The 18,494-nt window shown below is 51.4% G+C and carries 16 protein-coding genes, 1 tRNA gene and 3 pseudogenes; 3 read left to right on the plus strand and 17 right to left on the minus strand.

Annotation, left to right across the window (positions count from 1 at the left end):
• The first annotated feature begins 66 nt into the window (after positions 1-66).
• Positions 67-1,560 carry a ribonuclease G gene (gene rng / locus ACNAU7_RS03100; protein ID WP_416300604.1) on the plus strand — a complete coding sequence of 498 codons (1,494 nt, stop codon included), beginning with the start codon at positions 67-69 and terminating at the stop codon, positions 1,558-1,560.
• A gap of 33 nt (positions 1,561-1,593) precedes the next feature.
• Here rng and ACNAU7_RS03105 read toward each other — a convergent pair.
• The 4 genes and pseudogenes from ACNAU7_RS03105 to ACNAU7_RS03120 form a co-directional block, all read right to left on the minus strand.
• Positions 1,594-1,695, minus strand: a pseudogene (locus ACNAU7_RS03105) (sensor histidine kinase); the annotation flags it as partial.
• Between the two features lie 122 nt (positions 1,696-1,817).
• A pseudogene (locus ACNAU7_RS03110) lies at positions 1,818-3,067 on the minus strand (ATP-binding protein).
• An 81-nt stretch (positions 3,068-3,148) separates the two neighbouring features.
• Positions 3,149-3,810, minus strand: a pseudogene (locus tag ACNAU7_RS03115) (response regulator transcription factor).
• A gap of 113 nt (positions 3,811-3,923) precedes the next feature.
• Positions 3,924-4,496: an NADPH-dependent FMN reductase gene (locus ACNAU7_RS03120; protein WP_416300606.1), complete on the minus strand. Its 573-nt coding sequence runs from the start codon at positions 4,494-4,496 to the stop codon at positions 3,924-3,926.
• A 158-nt stretch (positions 4,497-4,654) separates the two neighbouring features.
• On the opposite strand from ACNAU7_RS03120, the gene dacB reads away from it, so the two are divergent.
• Positions 4,655-6,064, plus strand: a complete 1,410-nt coding sequence (dacB, locus tag ACNAU7_RS03125) for a D-alanyl-D-alanine carboxypeptidase/D-alanyl-D-alanine-endopeptidase (protein WP_416300608.1) — start codon at positions 4,655-4,657, stop codon at positions 6,062-6,064.
• A gap of 154 nt (positions 6,065-6,218) precedes the next feature.
• On the opposite strand, the gene ACNAU7_RS03130 is transcribed toward dacB, so the two are convergent.
• The 8 genes from ACNAU7_RS03130 to rlmD all read right to left on the minus strand — a co-directional run bounded on the left by ACNAU7_RS03130 (position 6,219) and on the right by rlmD (position 12,554).
• Positions 6,219-6,461 carry an MmcQ/YjbR family DNA-binding protein gene (locus tag ACNAU7_RS03130; RefSeq protein ID WP_416300610.1) on the minus strand — a complete coding sequence of 81 codons (243 nt, stop codon included), beginning with the start codon at positions 6,459-6,461 and terminating at the stop codon, positions 6,219-6,221.
• A 205-nt stretch (positions 6,462-6,666) separates the two neighbouring features.
• Positions 6,667-6,742: transfer RNA gene (locus ACNAU7_RS03135), tRNA-Asn, on the minus strand.
• Between the two features lie 84 nt (positions 6,743-6,826).
• On the minus strand, positions 6,827-7,186 hold the full coding sequence (locus tag ACNAU7_RS03140) for a roadblock/LC7 domain-containing protein (RefSeq protein WP_019272530.1): 360 nt from the start codon (positions 7,184-7,186) through the stop codon (positions 6,827-6,829).
• Between the two features lie 20 nt (positions 7,187-7,206).
• The gene (locus ACNAU7_RS03145; RefSeq protein ID WP_003710371.1) at positions 7,207-7,851 is read right to left on the minus strand and encodes a hypothetical protein; all 645 of its coding nucleotides are present in this window, start codon (positions 7,849-7,851) and stop codon (positions 7,207-7,209) included.
• 1 nt (position 7,852) lies between these two features.
• Positions 7,853-8,389, minus strand: coding sequence for a GTP-binding protein (locus ACNAU7_RS03150; RefSeq protein ID WP_003710372.1), 537 nt, complete (start codon positions 8,387-8,389; stop codon positions 7,853-7,855).
• 11 nt (positions 8,390-8,400) lie between these two features.
• The gene (locus ACNAU7_RS03155; RefSeq protein ID WP_115178068.1) at positions 8,401-9,498 is read right to left on the minus strand and encodes a response regulator; all 1,098 of its coding nucleotides are present in this window, start codon (positions 9,496-9,498) and stop codon (positions 8,401-8,403) included.
• A gap of 19 nt (positions 9,499-9,517) precedes the next feature.
• Positions 9,518-10,936 carry a tetratricopeptide repeat protein gene (locus tag ACNAU7_RS03160; RefSeq protein WP_416300614.1) on the minus strand — a complete coding sequence of 473 codons (1,419 nt, stop codon included), beginning with the start codon at positions 10,934-10,936 and terminating at the stop codon, positions 9,518-9,520.
• 253 nt (positions 10,937-11,189) lie between these two features.
• A complete protein-coding gene (rlmD, locus tag ACNAU7_RS03165) occupies positions 11,190-12,554 on the minus strand; it encodes a 23S rRNA (uracil(1939)-C(5))-methyltransferase RlmD (RefSeq protein ID WP_416300616.1) in 1,365 nt (454 codons plus the stop codon).
• Positions 12,555-12,584: 30 nt separating this feature from the next.
• Here rlmD and ACNAU7_RS03170 point away from each other — a divergent pair, with 30 nt between their 5' ends.
• Positions 12,585-13,604, plus strand: a complete 1,020-nt coding sequence (locus ACNAU7_RS03170; RefSeq protein ID WP_416300618.1) for a L,D-transpeptidase — start codon at positions 12,585-12,587, stop codon at positions 13,602-13,604.
• A gap of 78 nt (positions 13,605-13,682) precedes the next feature.
• Here ACNAU7_RS03170 and ACNAU7_RS03175 read toward each other — a convergent pair whose 3' ends face one another.
• The 5 genes from ACNAU7_RS03175 to rpsT form a co-directional block, all read right to left on the minus strand.
• A complete protein-coding gene (locus ACNAU7_RS03175; RefSeq protein ID WP_416300620.1) occupies positions 13,683-13,967 on the minus strand; it encodes a PepSY domain-containing protein in 285 nt (94 codons plus the stop codon).
• Between the two features lie 151 nt (positions 13,968-14,118).
• A complete protein-coding gene (aspS, locus tag ACNAU7_RS03180) occupies positions 14,119-15,927 on the minus strand; it encodes an aspartate--tRNA ligase (protein WP_416300622.1) in 1,809 nt (602 codons plus the stop codon).
• Positions 15,928-15,984: 57 nt separating this feature from the next.
• A complete protein-coding gene (locus tag ACNAU7_RS03185) occupies positions 15,985-16,686 on the minus strand; it encodes a DUF502 domain-containing protein (protein WP_416300624.1) in 702 nt (233 codons plus the stop codon).
• 142 nt (positions 16,687-16,828) lie between these two features.
• Positions 16,829-17,977 (minus strand): phospholipase A, encoded by a 1,149-nt coding sequence (locus tag ACNAU7_RS03190; RefSeq protein WP_416300626.1) that lies wholly within the window; start codon positions 17,975-17,977, stop codon positions 16,829-16,831.
• A 160-nt stretch (positions 17,978-18,137) separates the two neighbouring features.
• Positions 18,138-18,401, minus strand: a complete 264-nt coding sequence (rpsT, locus tag ACNAU7_RS03195) for a 30S ribosomal protein S20 (protein ID WP_002212556.1) — start codon at positions 18,399-18,401, stop codon at positions 18,138-18,140.
• Positions 18,402-18,494: the final 93 nt, after the last annotated feature.

Genomic DNA, 18,494 nt, shown 5'->3' on the forward strand with positions numbered 1-18,494 from the left:
TTTTGCACCCGCGCTGCGCGGCGGAACGGATGCAAAAATATTTTTATTACATTTTCAGGAAAAACCATGTTGTCAGGACTCCCCATCCCCAAAGACATCGCGCGCCCGCCCGAAACGATATTGGTCAACATCACGCCGCAGGAAACGCGCGTAGCGGTGTTGGAGGAAAACAATATCTGCGAGCTGCACATCGAGCGCAACAGCGAACACAGCCTGGTCGGCAATATCTATCTGGGCGTGGTGCGCCGCGTGCTGCCCGGGATGCAGAGCGCGTTTATCGACATCGGCTTGGAACGCGCGGCGTTTTTACACATCGTCGATGTCCTCGAACAACGCCGCAACCCCGAAGAAACCCAGCGCATCGAGCATATGTTGTTTGAAGGACAGTCGGTTTTGGTGCAGGTCATCAAAGACCCCATCAACACCAAAGGCGCGCGGCTTTCCACCCAAATCTCGCTGGCGGGGCGTTTCCTCGTCCATCTTCCGCAAGAAGACCACATCGGCGTGTCCCAACGCATCGAAGACGATGCCGAACGCAGCAGCCTGCGCGAACGCCTCGACAAGCTCCTGCCGGAAAATGCCTGTCGGGGCTACATCATCCGCACCAACGCCGAAAACGCCACCGACGAACAGCTCCAGTCCGACATCGACTACCTGACCAAAGTGTGGGAACACATCCAAGAACAGGCGAAAATCCGGCCGCCGGAAACCCTGCTTTATCAGGATTTGCCCTTGAGTTTGCGCGTATTGCGCGATATGGTCGGCTGCGACACGCAGAAAATCCTCGTCGATTCCACCGTAAACCACGGACGGATGACGCGTTTTGCCGAACAATACGTCCACGGCGCATTGGGCAGGATAGAATTGTTCAAAGGCGAACGCCCGCTGTTTGAAACCCACAACGTCGAGCAGGAAATCAGCCGCGCCCTGCAACCGCGCGTCAACCTCAACTTCGGCAGCTACCTGATTATCGAGTCCACCGAAGCGATGACCACGATAGACGTGAACACCGGCGGCTTTGTCGGCGCGCGCAATTTCGACGAAACCATCTTCCGAACCAACCTCGAAGCCTGCCACACCATCGCCCGCGAACTTCGCCTTCGCAACCTCGGCGGCATCATCATCATCGACTTCATCGATATGGCGCAGGAAAGCCACCGCGAAGCCGTGTTGCAGGAGCTTGCCAAAGCCCTCGCCTTCGACCGTACCCGCGTTACCCTGCACGGTTTTACCAGTCTGGGGCTGGTCGAGCTGACGCGCAAACGCTCGCGCGAAAACTTAAGCCAAATCCTCTGCGAACCCTGCCCTTCCTGCCAAGGCAGAGGCCGTCTGAAAACGCCGCAAACCGTGTGCTACGAAATCCAGCGCGAAATCGTCCGCGAAGCGCGCCGCTACGATGCCGAAAGTTTCCGCATCCTCGCCGCACCCAACGTCATCGACCTTTTCCTCGACGAAGAATCACAATCCTTGGCAATGCTGATAGATTTCATCGGCAAACCGATTTCTCTGGCAGTCGAAACAGCTTACACGCAGGAACAATACGACATCGTTTTGATGTAAAAATGCCGTCTGAAGGCTTCAGACGGCATCTGTCTATTTCAGGGTTTCCTTGTCCAACAAGGCGCGTATCAGCAGACCGTGTCCGAAACGGCGGCTGTCGGACAATTCCAAATATCCGCCGTATTTTGTGGCAACAGGCTTTATCGGCAACCCGATTTCTTTATTTCTCTGGCGGTCGAAACCGCTTACACACAGGAACAATACGATATAGTGCTGATGTAAAAAAATGCCGTCTGAAGGCTTCAGACGGCATCTGTCTATTTCAGGGATTCCTTGTCCAACAAGGCGCGTATCAGCAGCCCGTGTCCGAAACGGCGGCTGTCTGACAATTCCAAATATCCGCCGTATTTTTTGGCAAGCGTGTTGGCGATGGAGACAGACCCAGCCCCATCCCCTGCTGCTCCGTTCCTAAAATACGGTAAAACGGATCGAGGACGCGGGCGCGTTCGGATTCGGGAATGCCGTTCCCGTTATCTTCCACCCACACGGCGAGATATTTCCCTTCGTCCGTGAAACCCAAATCTATCCTGCCTTCGGGCGGCGTATAACGTACCGCGTTGTCGGCAAAGGTTTTAACCAGCGTATAGATTTCCGTTTCGTCGGCAGACACTTCGACATCGCCTCCGACCGCCACACCGATGTCCTGACGTTTTTCCAAAGCCAGCGGCATCAGTTCCTGCAACACTTGGCGGAAATGGCTTTGCAGACCGAATGTCATTTTCGTCAGAGGGGTTTCGTCCGACTGCGAACGCGCCAGTGCCAAAAGCTGTTCGAGCAGGTGTTTGTTGCGCCTGATGCTCTGCTGCAAAATGGCGGACTGCCGCGCCGCTTCGGGCGGGAGCGGCATATTGTTGAGCCGTTCCGCCTGAAGGGAAAGGGCGGTCATCGGCGTACGCAATTCGTGTGCCGCGTCGGCAACAAACCGCTGACGGTGGCGGATGTCTTCATCCGCACGTTTCAAAAGCAGGTTGATGGCGGTTACAAACCCTCTGATTTCACTGGGAATATTGTCCACACTCAAAGCAGACAGGTCATTGATTCGGCGTTGTTCGAGACTTTGCGACAATTTGCGGACGGGGCGCATGGCTTTGTGCGTAATCCACACGGTCAGCAGTATCATCAGCGGCAGTGCCGCCAACAGGGGCAACACGCTTTGCCGTGCCGCATCCGCCGCCAAATCTTCACGGTATTCGTTTTCCTGCATGACGGCAATCCGTCCCTGTTCGGTCGTGCGGATATAGACGCGGTAATAATCGTCGTCCCCGTCCGCACGCAAAGTATGCAGTCCGTCTTTCAAATGTATCGGCAGACTGACAATCGGCTCCTGATCCGGCATCTGCACGAAAATACGCGTATCGCCGTCGCCCTCAGGCAAAGTTTCGGGTTTGGAATCGGGGCTGACGTACAATGCCGCCTGACGGAGCAGGTCGTCCTGCAACTCTTCCGTTTCGTGGAAGGTTTCGTAGTAGGAAAACATACCTGCAAGCATTGCCAGCGGAACAAACATCCAAATCAGGGCAAGGCTGATTCTGACCTGAAGCGAATGTTTTAAAATTTTAAAAAAACGGTCCGGCATCTTCGTTCCTGTTCAGACGGCATCTTGACGCGGCATCAGCCAGCCGACACCGCGCACATTTTGTATGCTTTCCTTACCCAGTTTCTTACGCAGCGCGTGAATCAGAAAATCCACCGCATTGCTTTCGACTTCCTCGCCCCAACCGTAAACCTTGTCCTCCAAATCCGAGCGCGACAAAATCACGCCCGGCCTTGCCAGCAAAGCAACTCCTTGTTGCTCAACGCGACCTGCCGCCCTTCGGCAACAATTTCCGCCTGATACGTTGCCGGATTCAGCGAAATCACACCGTTGGACAGGCAAACCTGTCCCTGACCGCTCCCGCGCCGCAACACCGCCCGCATCCGCGCCTTAAGCTCCGCCATATCGAACGGCTTGACGATATAGTCGTCCGCACCGCCGTCCAAACCGTTCAGCCGGCTGTACAAATCATCCCGTGCCGTCACAATCAGGATGGGGACGGTACAGCCTGCCGCGCGTATTTCCGACAAAACATCCAAACCATCGCGCCCCGGCAAACCCAAATCCAGCAGCATCAGGTCATAAGGCTGGGCAGCGGCCGCCGCTGCAACCTGCGCGCCGTTTTTGACCCAATCCACCGCATAACCGCCGTCTTTCAAATTTGCCGACACCGCTTCCGCAATCATCGCATCATCTTCAACCAGCAAAACACGCATCAACTTTCCCTTTCAGACAAACCGCGGCTATTCTAACACTTGAACATTAGCTGCAATTTAGCGGCAACAAAAAACCGCAGAACAGAAATTCTGCGGTTTTTGACCGTTTCCAACTATTTTGCGTGTTTCTCCACCAGAGAGACAAACTGATTAATATATGACTGAACAAAATCCCTTGCCGAGTCGATCAATTTACCTTTTTCATCAAACAGCGTCGGTGAATTGCCCAAAAACACCTCAGGCTGCCCTGTCAGCGGCATATCGAAATAAGACAAAGCAAGACGCAGGTTTTTTTGGGAACTGTAGCCCCCCATCTTGCCGACGGAATGGCTGATGATGCCGGCCGGTTTGTTTTTCCACGCCACGTCGGCATTCGGTTTCGAGCCGATGTCCACCGCATTTTTCAAACAGGCGGGAACGGTGCGGTTGTTTTCGGACGTGATGAACAAAATGCCGTCTGAAGCCTTAATCGTTTCGCGGAAAGCCGTGTAGCTTTCGGGCAACGGCACATCTTCCACCGCAGGGTCGTCATAATCGAAATTGTAAAGCGGCAGATGCCCGATTTCGACAATTTCCGCCTGATAGCCTTCTGGAAACATCTGTACCGCATTCAATGCCACCTTGCGTGCAAAAGAAGCACGACGAAGACTACCCACCAAAATACTGATTTTCTTAGCCACAATCATTCCTCCTGAATATTAAGTTTGTACGTCTCAATCATTTCATAATGATAACGATTATTATATATGTGATTTCCCCTGCAAACAAGCCGGACCGCCGCCCCAGCGTTCCCACTTATCCGGCTTTGCCTTATAATTGCTTTTTTTATGTAACAGATTCACCTATGAATTTCCCCAAAACAGCGGCCTCCCTGCTGCTGCTTCTCGCCTCCCTCGCCGCACACGCGCTCGATACCGGCCGCATTCCGCAAAACGAAATCGCCGTATATGTCCAAGAACTCGGCAGCGGCAGGGTCGTCATCGACCATCGCGCGGATGTCCCCGTCAATCCCGCGTCCACGATGAAACTCGTTACCGCGTTTGCCGCCTTCAAAACCTTCGGCAGCAATTACCGCTGGGCGACCGAGTTTAAAAGCAACGGCAAAGTGAGTAACGGCACGCTCGATGGCGATTTGTACTGGGTAGGCAGCGGCGACCCCGTTTTCGATCAGGAAAACCTGCTTGCCGTCCAACGCCAGTTGCGCGACAAAGGCATACGCAATATCACGGGACACCTGATACTCGACCACAAGCTGTGGGGCGAAGTCGGCAGTCCCGACCATTTTGAAGCTGACGGCGGTTCGCCGTTTATGACGCCCCCAAATCCGACTATGCTGTCTGCCGGTATGGTTATGGTGCGCGCCGAACGCAATGCCGCTGGCAGTACCGACATCCTTACCGATCCGCCTTTGCCGCATATTTTTGCCCAAAACAACTTGAAAATTACCGCCTCCCAAGCTGCCTGCCCTTCGGTCAAAAAACTGATGCGTGCATCTTTTTCGGACAATACGCTGAAATTGCGCGGCAATATTCCCGAAAGCTGTTTGGGCAAGCCTGTCGGTGTCCGGATGTTCGCGCTTGACGAACTGATCCGGCAAAGTTTTACCAACCACTGGCTGCTCGGCGGCGGACGGATTTCAGACGGCATCGGCATAGCCGACACGCCGGAAGGCGCGCAGACGCTTGCCCTTGCACACGCCAAACCGATGAAGGAAATTTTGACGGACATGAACAAGCGTTCGGACAATCTGATTGCGCGTTCCGTCTTCCTCAAACTCGGCGGCGACGGCAAACTGCCCGCCGTTTCCGAACAGGCAGCGTCTGCCGTCCGGCGAGAACTTGCCGTGTCGGGCATCGATGTTGCGGATTTGGTTTTGGAAAACGGTTCGGGTCTGTCCAGAAAAGAAAGGGTAACGGCGAGAATGATGGCTCAAATGTTGGAAACGGCTTATTTCAGCCCGTTTGCACAAGATTTCATCGACACGCTCCCTATCGCCGGCACAGACGGGACTTTACGCAACCGCTTCAAACAAAGCGGCGGTCTGTTGCGTTTAAAAACCGGCACGCTCAACAATGTCCGCGCCCTTGCAGGTTATTGGCTGGGCGACAAACCGATGGTGGTGGTTGTCATCATCAACAGCGGTCGCGCCGTTTCCCTGCTGCCCGACTTGGACAACTTCGTTTCTAAAAATATCATCTCCGGCGGCGACGGCTGGCTGGATGCGAAACTGATGTGCAAAGAACGCCGCGCCTGAACGAACAAAAATATAGTGAATTAACAGGTTACCGCATTGCTGTACAGTTTGCAGTTTCACCGCCTTGTTCTGATTTCTGCCGACCCACGATAAAATGCCGTCTGAACTTGCACTGCCCCAACTTATAGGGTGCAGTCAAGTCCAAACGGCATTTTTATTTCCCCATCAAATCATAGCTCCAATCCAACAGCGTCAATATTTCATCCGTTTCCGCACCATAATCCAACACGATACCGACCCAATGCTGCTTGTTCATATGGTATGCAGGTAAAAAATTTTCTCCCCACCTCAAAACGGAAACCATATCAGGATTACTCTTCACATTAATGGATGTTACCCCTCCATCCCCTGCAAACCCAAACGGCTTTTGGCAATCCTCCCGATTAGTGCATACCATTTCCCCCTATTCCCACCATGCCTCAACACGGCAGAATCGGGATATTTTATCCACAAATACTTAAGAACCGTGCCGCATTGCTTCTCTACGTATTCTAAAATCCGCCTTGATTGGGTAACAACTTTCCCTCCATAAAAGAATGCCGTACCGGATTCTCTGACAAAAACAAAACCCTCTAAGAAAATACCTAGAGGGTTTTGGAATTTGGCTCCCCGACCTGGGCTCGAACCAGGGACCTGCGGATTAACAGTCCGTCGCTCTACCGACTGAGCTATCGGGGAATAGCTTTAAATATTAATTTAAAATGCAGACTATGTCAACATATATTTACAACTGATTGTACTCCGCCTTTGAATGTACAACCCTTATATACTTTCTGCAATATGTCTTGCCGCCCGTTTGGCATCCAATAGGATTAAACCAAGTTTGCCGGTTTCTTTTGCCATCAGCACCAACACGGCATCTTTACCCGCCTGACTTAAAAGGATATAGCCTGATTTTCCTTTAATCATCACTTGTTCCAATTCTCCGCAGGCGAGTTCCTGCACCGAACGGCTGCCTAAAGCAAGCAAAGTGGCAGAAATCGCCCCTACCCTGTCCGAATTCAAATGTGAAGGAAGCATTGTCGCCATCGGCAATCCGTCGGTTGAGATAACGGCAGATGCGACAATATCCGGAGATGTGTTGTTCAAGTCTTCCAAAACCGAAATTAATAATTGCTGCATAAACCCTCCTATCCCAAGTTTTACACACGGTTACTGTAACGGCGGTATAAAATCCTGACCAAAGTAACAAATGCCTCTTTGCTCAAGTCCGGAATACCGCCGATGACCAAAATAAATTTGGTTGAACCGATATACAATGGGAAAAATGTCAATTCGCTCTGACCGGAAGGGTCGCAAACGCCCCAAGCGTTATTGTTGATATACAGGTTGTTCTTAATCAGCAGCCGGTGTTTCTTTTCCATCTGTGCAACTTCTGCCGCCAGCAACCCCAACTCTTCAGCCGCCTCATGATGGAAATTGGCATTGGCAAGATACAGGCCGTTCCGATCGACCAATAATGCCTTACCACTGCCGGACAACTGCTCCATCAACAGCGGCAATTGCTCGTCCGACAGATTGATGCCGTCTGAATGACCGTTTTCATCGCCATAAAGGAATTCGAGTTTTTGCAAACGGTACAACAGGTTCAAAGCGGTATCGATGTCGGCGGTGTCCGCCCAGGCGAGCAGCTTCTCACTGCTGACCACTTCGTCCGCATCCGCTTTCAACAAGCTGTGCAACAAGGTTTTACCGGCACTGGGGGTATCGCTGGATACGGCATAAAATGCACCGGCAGGAGTCAGGCGGGGATATAAATTTGCTTGTAGTGAAAGTGTTGATTCCATATTAAACCTCCAGTCCCGGATCAATAGAAAATAACATTGCGCTAACCAATTGCTTTACGTCATCTTCCTTACGGGCATCAATTTCAAAAACCGGAACATTAAGATTATGTTTTGCAAGATATTTGTGATACACGTCGATACCGGGCTGAGAGCGTATATCCATCTTGGTAATACCGACAACGACAGGTGCCTTCTCCAGCAGCCCTCGAAACGAATGTAAAAAGAATTCCAAATCTTTCAACGGGTTGGTTCGGGCATTATCTAAAAGCAAGACCAAACCCATACTGCCTTGGCTTAAGATTTCCCACATAAAGTTAAACCGTTCCTGACCGGGCGTACCATATAAATGAACTTTGGTATCCTCATCCAAGCTGATGACCCCGTAGTCCATCGCCACTGTCGTATTCCTTTTCCTATCCAAAGTCATATCGGATGCGGAAGCATCGGTCTGGACGGGTGCTTCGTCCGAAATAGCCGCAATGGCGGTGGTTTTCCCTACGCCGACAGGTCCTGTGAAAATAATTTTATTTTCTCTCATCTCTCCGCCTCTTAGCTGCCCAACAGTTTTTTCATCAGCCTTTGCAGAAGGCCGCGCGGCTGGGATTGGGATGGGGTCGTGATTTTTTCCGCTTTTTTCACCATTTCACTATCAGAGGCAGAATCGGCCCCGATATTTATTTTATCCGCCATATCGGAGTATGCCTGTTGTGAAACCGTTTTTAAATCTACCGACAAAAACCCGGTTGTATAGGTTGCCGCAAGATAATTCAGAATATCATTGAGGTTTAAAGGCATCACTTTATACAACACATTAAGGTTGACGGATGCCTTGGTCAGAAATGCCGACAAGCGTATCGACCCTGGCACATTTGCCAACCGGGTCAGGTTTGGCCAAGATTTCAACGTAAACGGAGTATCGGGAGAAATCGGATAAATCAACCTGCCCTGCGCCGTCCAAATGGAAAATTGCCACATACAGGACATAATGCCTACTTTAGCCTTTTCGCGCCATTGCGGGTTATCGGGAACAGTCTTGCAACTGACCTGCAAATTTTCGTCTTTGCACAATTCTTCGAGTTTTTGCACACTTTCTGTCAGCAAAACCCGTTGTATCGAGGGGAAAACAATAAGGACCGGCTTATTTCCATGCAAGATAGCGATGTCCCGCCTGTTCTTTTCCGCAAACCGCAACGCCCCCAATAATCCTTTATTCGGGTTAAACCGGCGTATCGTAACCGTACGCTGCACATTCCCGTTGTTTTTCGCCGACCGGTCTGCGGGTGCAATAAACGATTTCCCATAAACATTCTCGCCCTGCAACAACTTGCGGAGCATAGGAAACAATGTTTCAAACCGAATCGGTTTGGGCAGGTAGGGAACTTCAGAATCGGGAACTTTCTCCGAACAGACGGCGACGGGTATATCCTTATAACGCTCGGCAAGCTCTTTCCAAAGTTCAAAACCGCCCTCGGCATCGGTATCCGCCAAAACCAAATCGGGCACGACACTGCCGTCTGAAGGGGATACCGTTTCATAACGGGTGGTATTGTGCATTTTGAATGCCATTTTGAAAACGGATTCCTGCTGCGCCGTCATCCCCGCCAACATTACGCGTACTGTTTTAATTTTCGGCAGTTGAACTTCCATTTTTATTTTCCGTACCGTTTTATTTTTTTATATTTTGATTCATACGCTGCAGCAGCCGGCTCATCAGCATAACGACCTCTTCAGGAAGCCTGTCCGCACGTTCCCTCAATACCCTTAAAAACTGCCCCAACCTATCCCAATCTTCAGTACGTTCGTAAATATCGATCAACGTAATATAAAGCTGGGACTCATCGGGATATTTCAATACCGCCTGCTCCAACACATCCATTGCCGCATCCAGTTGACCATACATCAGCAAAGATTCTACTTCTTTAACCGCATCATCTGCCGGAGACGAACCGGTGTTGATCAACGAAGAATCTTGAAGCACCAAATCCCGATGTTGCGCTTTGAATTTCTGTATATTTTTCGGAAGATACCCGTGCCCCATACCGATGTCTTTGATTTGCTGGTCGTTCGGCCCCTTTTCCAAATCATCGAAAACTTCATGGTACCCCAAGCTGTACCCCCAACCCAGCATCCGCTCTTTAACCTGCCTGCCATAGTTGCCCAATGTTTGGTAAAGCTTCCACAAATGTCCGGCAAAACGGTCTATGTCCGCGTGTTGGTAATCGAGTTTCAACGCATCGATAATCAGGTTTGCAGGTTTTTCGGAAGTTTGGATGGCACGGTCGTATTGTTTCGATGCCGTTTCGTAGCTGACTTTGTCTTTAAGGATTTTCGCACCTTGATCGGCGCGGACCAGACCGGCAATCGCACCGATTTCCTCTTGGCTGATTCCGGACACGTCTTTTTTGCCCCGCACAATCGGGATGCGCTTGATTTCTTCGGCTCCATAAGCCTTACCGCCGGCATCCGGCGGGGGCGATGCGGAAGCTGCCGTCGCAGAACCGCCTTCCGCACGTTTTTCAATCTCCTGAATGCCCCATCCCAAACCTTCTTCCGCCAAGACGCGGATACGCAAATGGTTTGAATCGCGCTGTAATGCCTGTTCGATATATTTTGCCAAAAGTTCGGAAGGAATCAGTTTGCCGTATTTTTGCAAATTGTCTGCCAAAACATCGACATCCCCCACTTCGAGATTGATATCGAGCAGCTCGCGGATAAGGTTTTCAGGTTTCGCTTCACCATCCGGAATGCCGTCCAGATAGGCAGCCAAAGACTCGGCAGCCTTGCCCTGATAACCGAACTGCTTATAAACCTGATATTCCGTCAGCGGATCGACTTCTTGCGCGGATACTGCCGCAGATGCGGTCTCGGCACTCTCATTCCAAGAAAATCCCGTCTGCGTGCCGTCTGAAACCGATTGGTCAACCTGATCGACCCAGTCCGAATCATTGCTTCCGGGCGACTGCCCCTGCGTATTGCCGACACCTTGGGATTTGCGCTTCGGTGTTTTCTTACCCTGCTTCGCACGCATAACCAAAAGCACCAGCAATACCGCCAGTGCCAGACCGATAATTAATGAGTTTTCCAAAGGATACTCCCGATACCGTAACGAGCGGATGGCCGACTGCCTGCAACGGCAATTGTCCGCTTTTATTATTAACGATTTACCGAAATAGACTTGTAAGTTTCAAATCATACCATAATTTAACGTTTGACAATATGCCTTCTGCACAAGCCTTGCCATATGGCCCTTTATGTTTTATACGTTTAAATGTATTTGTCGGGCACTATCTGTTTGCACCCCCTTCCTTAATTATTCTTTTCCTTTGATTTTCAAAAAGTTATTTTCCTGTTTGCGGCAACAAATCGAATACGGCGACAGACTCGGTATGGGATGTCTGGGCAAACATATTCATTATCCCTGCCCGGCCGAGTATATAGCCTTTTTCAACCAACACGCCCGCATCCCGTGCCAAAGTGGAAGGGTTGCAGGATACATAAACGATTTTTTGCGGAAGGTAGGGTGTATGCAGCGATTTGACGACTTCATACGCACCGCTTCTGGGAGGATCTATCAGCATTTTGTCAAACCTTCCCCAAGAGGCGACTGTCTTTTCGGTGCAATCAAAGAGGTTGGCGGCAATAAAATCCGTCTGTCCGTCGCAACCGTTCAACCGTGCATTTTGCCGGGCGCGCCTGACCAGGTTTTCCGCACCTTCGATGCCGACGACATCCGCCCCGCTTTTTGCCATCGGCAGACTGAAATTGCCCAAACCGCAAAACAGGTCGGCAATCCTTTCGCCCCGCCGTATGTCGAGCATTTTTACGGCGCGTGAAACCATCAGCCGGTTGGTATCGGTATTGATTTGTGTAAAATCTCCCGGCCGGAACGGCATTTCGATGCCGAATTCAGGTAATGTATATTTTAATGTTTTGTCTGTTTTGGGATAAAACGGTTGCGATACACCCCCTTCGATTTGCAGCCAAACCTGCCAGCCGTCCGACAATTCCGAATCAAACCACTGCCGAATCCGGTTTTCTTCGTTCTGCCGAAGTTTGCTTTTGAACGCGATGTTCAATACGGTGATTTCACTGCCGCGATAAAACTCGGCAAACCGGGCAACACTTCCCTCTTCCGCCAAATCCTGCAAAAGCCCCCTGATGGCGGACAGTTTGTCCGAAACCGGCTTCGGAAGAAGCATACATGACGAAATATCCACCACATCATTCGTTTTCTTTGCCTGAAACCCCAGTTTCAGACGGCATAGTTTGTCTAATGACACACTGAACCGCGCCCTGTCCCGATAATGCCATACATGTCCGTAAATCGGCGGCAATATCTGCTGCGGCCTGACCTTGCCGATACGCTCGAGCTGCTCTTCCATCATCCTTTGTTTGAACGCCACCTGCGCCGCCGGGGAAATATGTTGCAGGGAACAACCGCCGCAGCGTTCAAAATAACGGCACTGCGGGACGGTACGCTCATCTGAAACTTTGAATATCGCCACCGCCTCCGCTTCGTCAAACTGCTTTTTCTGTCTGACAATCCGAAAACCAACCCTTTCAGACGGCAATGCCCCTTTAATAAAAACCGTTTTGCCGCCAACCTTTGCCACACCCCTGCCTTCATAATCCAAGGCGGAAATTTCCGCGACATTTACTTCCGTCTCCACTCCCAAATCCGTCCGTACTGTACCGAAACGCATATTTTCGCACAAAACCGCACGGTTTCAGGTATGATTTGCCAAAACACCATCGAACGCACACTACATTTTGATATGAATAAAACAATCTGCCTCACCGCCGTACTGTCTATAACCAGTTTTTCATACGCGCATACAGTTATTCCCGATGTTTCCCCTATTGCGCAAGGTCAACATGTCTTCATCAACATCCCTCAACAACGCCTGTTTCTCTACACCGACGGCAAACTGACCAAGGTTTATCCCGTTGCAGTAGGTCGGGCGATGACGCAAACCAATCTAGGCGAACATAAAATCGGGGCGAAAGCCTATAACCCTGTTTGGCACATCCCCAAATCCATACAGAAAGAACGTGGCGACGGCGTAAAAACCATAGCCGCCGGCCCGGACAACCCTTTGGGGCCAGTTTTTGTCCGCTTAGGCGACCCGAAACTCGGTTTGGGCATACACGGAACCAATGCGCCGGCCAGCGTCCCCGGGGTTCGGAGTCACGGCTGCGTCCGCATGAAATCGCCCGACGCGCTCGAGTTTGCCAAAACTATCGCCAGCGGCTCGCCGGCTTCAGTCATTTATCAAATGGCGGGCCTTAACGAAGATGCGGAACATAATTTGTGGCTTGCCGCTTTTCGCGACCCCTACGGCAAAAACAACCTTGACACCGCCTCCCTGAAAAAAAGCATCGGGCAATGGGCAAAAACACAGGGCAAAACCATCGCATCCGATAAAATCGATGCCGTACTTAAAGCACGTACCGGCGCGCCCGTCTGCCTGACCTGCGGCAAAAACGGTAAGATGAAGATGCCGCTCAAATCGCTGGCGTGGATACAGGGTTCTTCCTCATACAGCCAAGCTGAGGCACCCGTCCAAACTACTCGGGTTGATCCTGTCGAACAGCCGGTTGCCCAAGCTGCCGAACAACCGCCGGTTCAAATCGTCCATCCCATTCCCACCCTGCCGCCGGCCGATGTCGAACCGGTTACCGAATCCGTACCGCAGGCAGAAACTGAAACTTTTAAAAACACTGCTTCCGAACCGTTTGATTCGCTGTTCTAAACCTGTCTCCCCACCGGAAAACAAAATGCCGTCTGAACGCTTCAGACGGCATTTTGGTTCATCTTTCTATCAAAGGAGTCAGCGATCGAGCTGCTCTTTGATGATTTTCAGGTCGGGGTAAGACAACACGATGTCGTATTCGCGACCGTCTTTATAGGCTTCCACTTCCAAAACAGGTTTGCCCCAATGGCCGTCGGCATCGACATCGTGAACCTGATAACCGCGCTGTTCCAACATTTTTACGGCTTTTGTGCGGTTTTGTTCAAAATGGGGATCGCCGTAAATCTGACGCTCGGCAGAGTCGCCGGCAAATGCGGTTGCGGCACTCAGGGAAACAACGGCAGCCAATAACAATTTTTTCATTTTCAGTCCTTTTTTTATCGGTTGATTGAACAAGATGTGTTTTTCAATACCGCCATTAAAACACAGCAAAATTAGGTTTGAATTAGAGGGAAGTTAAGAAGCGTAAATGCCGTCTGAAAAAAAACAGAGCCGTCAAACGGCTCTGTTTTCCTTATGCTTCTTTGGTTTCTGCCGCCTTTGGGCGCAGGCGCAGGCTCAATTCACGCAACTGCTTGTCGTCCACGCTGTTGGGCGCGTTGGTCAGCAGGCATTGTGCACGTTGTGTTTTCGGGAAGGCAATCACGTCGCGGATAGATTCTGCACCGGTCATCAGGGTAACCAGACGGTCGAGGCCGAATGCAAGGCCGCCGTGAGGAGGCGCACCGAATTTCAGGTTGTCCAAGAGGAAGCCGAATTTCTCTTGTTGCTCTTCAGGGCTGATTTTCAGCGCGGCAAACACTTTCTCTTGCACGTCTGCACGGTGGATACGGATAGAGCCGCCACCGATTTCCCAGCCGTTCAATACCATATCGTAGGCACGGGCCAGACAGTTTGCAGGGTCGGAAACCATCAGGTCTTCATGACCTTCTTTAGGCGCGGTAAACGGATGGTGTACGGCTACGTAGCGGTCGGCTTCTTCGTCGTATTCGAACATCGGGAAGTCGACAACCCACAAAGGTTTCCATTCGTCTACGAAGTAGCCGTTATCTTTGCCGTGTTCCAAGCCGACTTTAATACGCAATGCGCCGATGGCTTCGTTCACGACTTTGGCTTTGTCTGCGCCGAAGAAGATAATATCGCCGTTTTGTGCGCCAGTACGCTCGATGATTTCTTTCAGGGCATTTTCGGACAGGAATTTCACGATTGGAGATTGCAGGCCGCTGTCTTCGCCGTTGGAGAGGTTGCTCACATCGTTTACTTTGATGTATGCCAGACCTTTCGCGCCGTAGATGCCGACAAATTTGGTGTATTCGTCGATTTCTTTGCGGCTGAATTTTGCGCCGTTCGGTACGCGCAGGGCGACTACACGGCCGCCTTTCATATCTGCCGCGCCACGGAAGACTTTGAATTCTTCCGTTTTCATCAGGTCGGTCAACTCGGTAAATTTCAAGTTGATACGCATATCCGGTTTGTCAGAGCCGTAGTAGAACATGGCTTCGGCGTAAGGCATACGCGGGAAGTCGCCTAAATCTACGTTTAAAGCATCTTTGAAGACTTGTTTGGCCATGCCTTCGGTGATGTCCATGATTTCATCCTCGTTCAAGAACGAGGTTTCCAAGTCGATTTGAGTAAATTCAGGCTGACGGTCGGCACGCAAGTCTTCGTCACGGAAGCACTTGGTGATTTGGTAGTAACGGTCGAAACCCGCCACCATCAACAGTTGTTTGAATAATTGCGGCGATTGAGGCAGCGCGAAAAACTCGCCCGGATGAACGCGGCTCGGCACGAGGTAGTCGCGCGCGCCTTCAGGCGTGGAGCGGGTCAGCATCGGGGTTTCGATGTCGATGAAGCCTTGTGCGTCCAAATAGCGGCGAACGCCCATAGCGACTTGGTAACGCAGGCGCAGGTTGCGCTGCATCACAGGGCGGCGCAGGTCGATAACGCGGTTGGTCAGGCGCACGTTTTCGCTGATGTTTTCGTCGTCGATTTGGAACGGAGGCGTAGCGGCAGCGTTCAACACTTCGATTTCTTTGGCAAGAATTTCGATTTTGCCGGAAATCATTTTGTCGTTGGTCGTGCCTTCGGGACGGTTGCGTACGCGGCCGGTAATGCTCAAAACGTATTCGTTGCGGGAAGAGTCGGCAGCGGCAAACGCTTCGGGCGTGTCGGGATCGATCACGACTTGGACGATGCCTTCGCGGTCGCGCAGGTCGATAAAAATCACACCGCCATGGTCGCGCCGGCGGTGTACCCAGCCTTTGACGGTAACGGTTTGGTCTAAGTATTGCTCGCTAATCAGACCGCAATAGTTGGTACGCATAAAATCACCTTTTATTGATTTAAACTGAAAACAGAAAATGCCGTCTGAACGGCGGCTTTATTGTTGTTCGGGCAAATCCGCCTTTTCAGACGGCATAGGTCCTGCCAATGTTTTGACGGGCAGGTCGTCAGGGATGACCATACCCAGCGAAATCACATATTTCAACGCTTCGTCCACGCTCATATCGAGTTCGCGCACATCGCTTTTCTTTACCATAATATAGTAACCACCGGTCGGGTTGGGCGTGGTCGGAACATACACGGAAAGATAATCGCCATCATGCGGCAATGCGGCCTTAACCGCGTTCGACACCTGCCCGGACACGAATGCGATCGTCCAAATACCGGGTTGGGGAAACGGCACGAGTACCGGTGTTTTAAACGAACGGCTGCTGTCGGAAAGCAGGGACTCGGATACTTTTTTCACACTCGAATAGATGGATTTGACAACCGGAATCCGCCCCAACAGGCTGTCCCACGCGGCAAGAATCTGCCGACCCAATACATTGGCGGCAAATAATCCGGTTACAAACAATACGGCAATGGCAACAATAACGCCCAGCCCCGGGATATTGAAGCCCAAAACATATTGCGGCCGCCATTGCTTCGGCAGCAGGTTGACGAGCTGGTCGGACGCGGAAACGATATAGGAAATCACCCAAACCGTTACCGCAATCGGCAGCCAGACCAAAATGCCCGTAATCAGATATTTTTTTAACGCCTTGGCAGCTTTGCCGCCTTCGGCCGCAGGTTCCGTCATCTTGCTTGATTCCGACAAAGTCCGTACAAACCGCACATTATACGCGTTTGCCCGGATTCAAACGAATTTTTTATCCCGCCCCGCCAAACCGCCGGCGGCTTCAGACGGCACGGCAACTTGATATGCCGTCTGAACACGCGGCTCAGATGCCGTCCCAGTCGTTGAACATCAACCCGATACCGATACCGTTCTGCTTGTGGTTGTAGTCGATCAGGCTCTCGCCGTAACCGTGAAATCCGCGTACCACGCCTTTGAGTTTGCCCTTAATCGGAAACGTGTAGGCGGCTTCAATCGCGCCGTAGCCCGTTTTGGGGTTGTAGCGCAATACGGAATACACATTCTGCCTGTCGTTCAGGCGGTACTGCAGCTTCACGTCGCCATACCCCATATAGTCGGCAATATCGGGATTGTCGTTTTTATCGCCGCCCTGATCGAACGCACGCACCCACACGCGCGGAATCACCGTCAATTTGCCCCACTCCATCCCCGCCACGGCGTAAATTCTGTTCCACGAACGCGATTCGGGACGGCTCTGCCCGTTGGACTGGTGGACAAAACCCGCACCGAGCATACGCAGCCTGCCACCGAACGGCAAATCTGCCTTCACAGGCTGGGTCAGGAAAATTTCGGGTTTATAATCCGTATTGCGGAACGGCGCGGATTTCCTGCCTTGGTTGTAAATCTGCCAGTCTGATTTCTGCGTATAACCGAACCACAGATCCGCGCGGGTTTTAAACAAATCTTCGGCAATTTTGCTTTTAAACGAAACCTGCAATTTGGTTTCCGCACGTTTCTGCTGTCCGAATTTTTCCTGTACAGTCGTACCGCGCGTCGGCGAATCCGGAGCATAGTTGGGCGAACTGTTGTACCAAACCGGCATAAGGTACATCGGATTGTGTTCGCGTACGCCCAACAGCCCGCGCGGGTCGTTTTTGTCCAAGTCGTACATCAGGCTCAAAGGCGTATAGATGTCGGCGGTTTCGCCCGCACTGTCGGCAGGAAGCGCATCCCCGCCTTTTTCAACAACAATGACCGCCTCGCCCTTATCCAGACTGCTGCGGACGGTTTCCGTAAGATTGAGTACGGCTTTCGACTCCCGCCCTTCCTGCACTGCCGAAGACGGAAGCTGTGCCGCAAAAATCCTGTCGTAACACGCCAAACGCGTAACATTGTCCGTCAAAGCGGCGCATTGCAGCGCGGTCTCTCCAAAAGCGGATGCCGTCGGCAACAGTCCTGTCAAAAGGATATAGCGCATATTCCGTATATTCATCTCCACCCCCATTGTCGGCATATTGGTTTTCAGACGGCATTTTATAGCGGATTCGGATAAAAAACCGCACCCTTTCCGCCATTTCGGGATTTTGTCCCCGCAATACAGAAAACCCCGAAACCGTCGGGCTTCAGGGTTTTCCGCTTATCGCGTATCAACCGCCTTGGCGGTTTTGCAAAAATCAAGCCAGTGCTTTTACTTTTGCAGACAAACGGCTTTTGTGGCGAGCCGCTTTGTTTTTATGGAACACGCCCTTGTCGGCGATGCGGTCGATGACTTTGACGGACTCTTGGTAAACCGCTTGTGCGGCAGCTTTATCGCCTGCTTCGACTGCTTTCAATACTTTTTTCACTGCAGTGCGGAATGCGGTACGCAGGCTAGCGTTGTGGGCGCGTTGTTTGACGGACTGGCGGGCACGTTTGCGTGCTTGTGCGCTGTTTGCCATATTGGAATCTCCTGGAAGAAAAATAAATTCTGTAAACGCGCAATTTTAAAGGGGGTTTACATTATATGCAAGCCTTTTCTCTCTATCCGCCCG

Origin of the sequence: Neisseria sp. LACPHL-SPEC-2024-00856 (genome assembly GCF_047915665.1) — a bacterium.
In the GTDB taxonomy this organism is placed as follows: Bacteria; Pseudomonadota; Gammaproteobacteria; order Burkholderiales; family Neisseriaceae; genus Neisseria; species Neisseria polysaccharea.